A 4,012-nucleotide genomic window follows, 5' to 3' on the forward strand; every position below is an offset into this window, starting at 1 on the left:
GCCTGGATTTCCAGCCCGAGGCGCCGGTTGCCGAACTCGGCATAGCCGATATCAGGGTCGGTTCCGAGGACCGACCAGCCGCGCCTGGCAAACGGAACCATCAGGCCGCCGGCGGAACAACCGACGTCGAGCATGCGCCCGGCTGGCGGCAGCACATCCGCGAGGTAACGGCAGAGATACTCGCCGCGGCGCACCTGATCGACCAGGAAATCCTTTTCCGGCTGCGTGTCGCCGAACATCATCAGGCGGTAATACTTGTTGTAATAGGTTTCGTAGAAGGACTTGTTGAAACGCGGATTCTGGAACAAGAAGCCGCAGTGCCCGCAGCCGGTGACCGGTAACTCGGTAAAACAGCCGGCGTGCGTTTCCACTTCCCGCACCAGGACCGGATTGTCATCGCAGCCGCAGACCTCGCAGCTCAGGCTGGAGGCGGTAATGCCGTCGACGATGCCGACAGATTCAAGATACTCGCGCAGATAATTTTCCATCGGTGGTCATCGCCGGAATCACAGAAGCAAGTGCCTCTGCTTATTTAATACAGAGAAATCCTTCAAAGCACACATGCTTGAAGATGGTCATCACATCCACGAAGCCCGCCCGCTTCAGCAGGTCCAGGTTGCCCGCACTCGTGAATGGCTCGAGCACCCCTTTCAGGCTGCGCGACTTGGCGATGATCTCGGTCGGCTCGTAACCCTGCGCCAGCTTGTAGTCGATATACAGGCTGGTTGCCATGTCCTGGAAGCGCGCGTCCGGCGCGCGCACCTTTTCGAAGAGTACGAAAGCGCCGCCCCAGTTGAGCGCCTGATAGACCCGGTCGAACACCTGCTGGCGCACGCGGGGCGGCACGAACTGCACGGTGTAATAGGCGACGACGAAATCGGTGCTTTCGAAGGGATGCTGGAGCACGTCGTCGACCAGGTACTGGACATTGTCGACTCCCGGCGCCTGCTGGCGCAGGTAGGCCGCGGCCTGCTCGATCATGTTCGGCTCGATGTCGATGCCGACCCAGCGCACCGACCGCTTGTGCCGCTGGGCCAGCCTGCGCGTCAGCGCGCCGGTCGAACAGCCCAGCTCGTAGCAGGTCGAGCCATCCTTGACGAAGAAGTCGCTGACCGACAGCACGAGCTCATGCCCCGCCGCGTAGTAAGGCACGGACTTGGACACGTGCTGTTCAAAGTGCTTCGCAGTCTCGCCGCCGAATGACCAGGAGGCGTTTTCCGACACGATACCGTCGCCGACAGCCGGTTTCGCTTTGATGGGAGTGTGTTGAAGCATCTGGTCCATATCGCCTCCTGCAGAATTTCTGCTCGATCTTCTGTCTCAGGCGGCCGATTATAGAGAGCGCAATCGCAAAGCTGTAGATCCAATTCTCTGTTTCTCTTGGAGCCAAATACGATGCGGCCAAACACATGTACAAGGCCGGTGGCATGCGGTTCGATAGAAGCGCTTCACTGATTGCGGCAGTGCCGCAGCGCATGCGCGAAGCTTGCGCATGAATAAGCATGCGCACCTCATGCATCCGGCAGTCCTTGACGTGGAGCAGTTGTTGGAGACACGCTGCGATGAGCGCGGTTGCAGCGGTTGCGGCGGTTGCGGCGCGGGGTCGCGCAAGGGATGTGCCGGATACCGTGACGGACCGGCAGCGGGCCGCGGCGAATGATGGTGCGCGTCAGCGGGCGCGCAGCGCCCGCTGCCTGTGAGGAATTATTCCGAAGCGGCGAGGTGCAGCGCCAGCGCAATGCCTTTCGCGGCCAGCGCGATTTCTTCCAGGGACGGGAAGCTGGGCGCAATGCGGATATGGCGGTCGTCCGGATCCCTGCCGTAGGGGAACGCCGCACCGGCAGGGGTGAGCACGATTCCCGCCTCTTTTGCCAGTTCCACCGTGCGTCTCGCACAACCGGGCGGCGTGAGCAGGTCGATGAAATAACCGCCTTCCGGCCGGGTCCAGGAAACGCCCGGCATGCCGGCGAGATACTTGTCGAACTGAGCGAGCACTGCATCGAATTTCGGCTTCAACACGCGCCGGTGGCGCTCCATCAGTGCCTCGACGTTTGCGCGGTCTTTCAGGTAGCGAACGTGGCGCAGCTGGTTGATCTTGTCCGGCCCGATGCTGCGTACCGCCGTGTGGCGCTGCCACCAACCAATATTGGCCGGCGAGGATGCGAGCGCCGCCAGGCCGGCGCCGGCGAGCGTGATCTTGGAGGTGGACGCGTAGACAAATGCGCGGTCCGGGTTGCCGGCCTGCGCGCATTCCTCGACGATGCTGGCGATTGCGATACGGCGCTCGCCGAGATGATGAAAGCGGTAGGCATCATCCCACAGCAGCCGGAAATCCGGCGCCGCCGTCTTCATGGCGGCCAGCCGGCGCACCACCTGGTCCGAATAGACGGTCCCGGACGGATTGCTGTATTTCGGCACGCACCACATGCCCTTGATGCTGGCGTCAGCCGCGACCCGCTCCTCCACCGCATCCATGTCCGGGCCGTCGGCGTTCAGCGGAATCGCGAGCATGCGGATGCCGAGCGACTCGCAGATCGCGAAGTGCCGGTCGTAGCCGGGAACCGGACACAGGAAAGTGACCGGCTGCCCCATCCAGGGAGCGCCGCCGGGCATGCCATGCACCATGCCGAACATCACGGTATCGTGCATCAGCGCGAGGCTGGAATTGCCATCGACCACGAGCTGCGACACGGGCAGATCAAGCAGGCTACCGAACAGGGCGCGGGCTTCCGGCAGTCCGCTGGCAAGCCCATAGTTGCGGGTATCGGTGCCGTCCGCGGCGAGATGGCCATCCAGCCGTTCCAGCAGTTCAGCGGACAGGTCGAGTTGCTCCGGAGCCGGTTTGCCCCGCGACATATCCAGCTTCAGGCCGAGTTTCTTGAAAGTGTCGTAGTCCATGCGTGCGTCCGGCGACATGTTGCAGTCCTTAATCGTGTTGATCGGTTCGTGGCAAGAGTGGCGGCAGTCTGCCGCCCGGGCACGGGCGCGGGAACGCACCTTGCCCGCTGCAGATGATGTTACCGAGATGCAAAGCAGCTTGCCATGCAATTTTTGCATGCGCGGCCACATCAAGCTACTGTCAGCGGCTTCCGTGCCGCAAAGCCGGCTCCCGCGGCATAGGTAGATCGAATGGCGGATGGATTAGACTAGCGGTTACCGCTATAAAGCATGGAATTCGCTTCCCACTCTTCCCTGGACCATCCTATGTCGAACCCGCCCCCGTCGCCCCTCGGCCACATCGCAGCCGTTGTCTACCCTTCCGGAACCGACCCGTCGCCGGTTCTTGCCGACGCCGTGCGGACGCTGCAGGCAAGGCAGGTGCAGGTGGCCGGCGTCATCGAGCGCAACGTCGGGCCATGCGACATGGTGCTGGAAATCCTGCCCGGCGGTGACCGCATCGGGATTTCGCAGGACCTGGGCAGCAGCGCGACCGGCTGCCGGCTCGATACCACCGCGCTGGCGGACGCGGCGGCGCAAGTCGGCGCAGCGATCCGGAATGCGCCCGGCCTGGTCGTGTTCAACAAGTTTGGCGCGCGGGAAGCCGCCGGCGAAGGGCTGCGCGCGGAAATGGCGGAAGCTGCCGTCGCCGGCACGCCGATCCTCACCGCCGTCAAGGACAGCCTGCTGGAAGAATGGACCGCTTTTCTCGGAGGCAAAAGTGTGCTGCTGCCCTGCTCTTCCGACGCGGTACTGGAATGGTGGCAGGAGCTGGCGCGCGGCTGATCTTTCGCTGCCCCGGCCGGTTCGCTGCAAGCCGTCCGGCCATCCGCCTCCCCGCCATGCAAACCGAGCGCCGGCTCACCCGGACTGCCCGGCCGCCATCAGCATTCCTCCGCCAAAACTCCCCGGTTGCGGCGGCGCGCCGCCCGGGCGCAGCCGGACCGCGCAATACTTGAACTCGGGAATTTTCCCGAACGGGTCCAGCGCCGCATTGGTCAGGCGGTTGATCGCCGCTTCGTAATAACAGAACGGCACGAATACCGCGCCGCGCGGCGTGCCGCTGTCGGCGCGC

At 63.6% G+C, this 4,012-nt stretch carries 5 protein-coding genes; 1 reads left to right on the forward strand and 4 read right to left on the reverse strand.

Going from position 1 to position 4,012, the window contains the following annotated elements; translation table 11 throughout:
• From VEC01_RS06815 to VEC01_RS06825, 3 genes are all read right to left on the reverse strand, one after another.
• On the reverse strand, positions 1–488 hold a 488-nt coding region (locus VEC01_RS06815), incomplete at its 3' end, for a class I SAM-dependent methyltransferase (RefSeq protein ID WP_414691421.1).
• Between the two features lie 40 nt (positions 489–528).
• Positions 529–1,284, reverse strand: a complete 756-nt coding sequence (locus VEC01_RS06820) for a methyltransferase domain-containing protein (RefSeq protein WP_324900050.1) — start codon at positions 1,282–1,284, stop codon at positions 529–531.
• A gap of 420 nt (positions 1,285–1,704) precedes the next feature.
• The gene (locus VEC01_RS06825; RefSeq protein WP_324900052.1) at positions 1,705–2,898 is read right to left on the reverse strand and encodes an aminotransferase; all 1,194 of its coding nucleotides are present in this window, start codon (positions 2,896–2,898) and stop codon (positions 1,705–1,707) included.
• 306 nt (positions 2,899–3,204) lie between these two features.
• Between VEC01_RS06825 and VEC01_RS06830 the strand changes: the two genes are divergently transcribed.
• The gene (locus tag VEC01_RS06830; RefSeq protein ID WP_324900054.1) at positions 3,205–3,723 is read left to right on the forward strand and encodes a DUF2478 domain-containing protein; all 519 of its coding nucleotides are present in this window, start codon (positions 3,205–3,207) and stop codon (positions 3,721–3,723) included.
• Between the two features lie 75 nt (positions 3,724–3,798).
• On the opposite strand, the gene VEC01_RS06835 is transcribed toward VEC01_RS06830, so the two are convergent.
• On the reverse strand, positions 3,799–4,012 hold a 214-nt coding region (locus tag VEC01_RS06835), incomplete at its 5' end, for a molybdopterin dinucleotide binding domain-containing protein (protein WP_324900056.1).

The sequence above is a fragment of the Noviherbaspirillum sp. genome (assembly GCF_035627455.1).
In the GTDB taxonomy this organism is placed as follows: domain Bacteria; phylum Pseudomonadota; class Gammaproteobacteria; order Burkholderiales; family Burkholderiaceae_D; genus Noviherbaspirillum.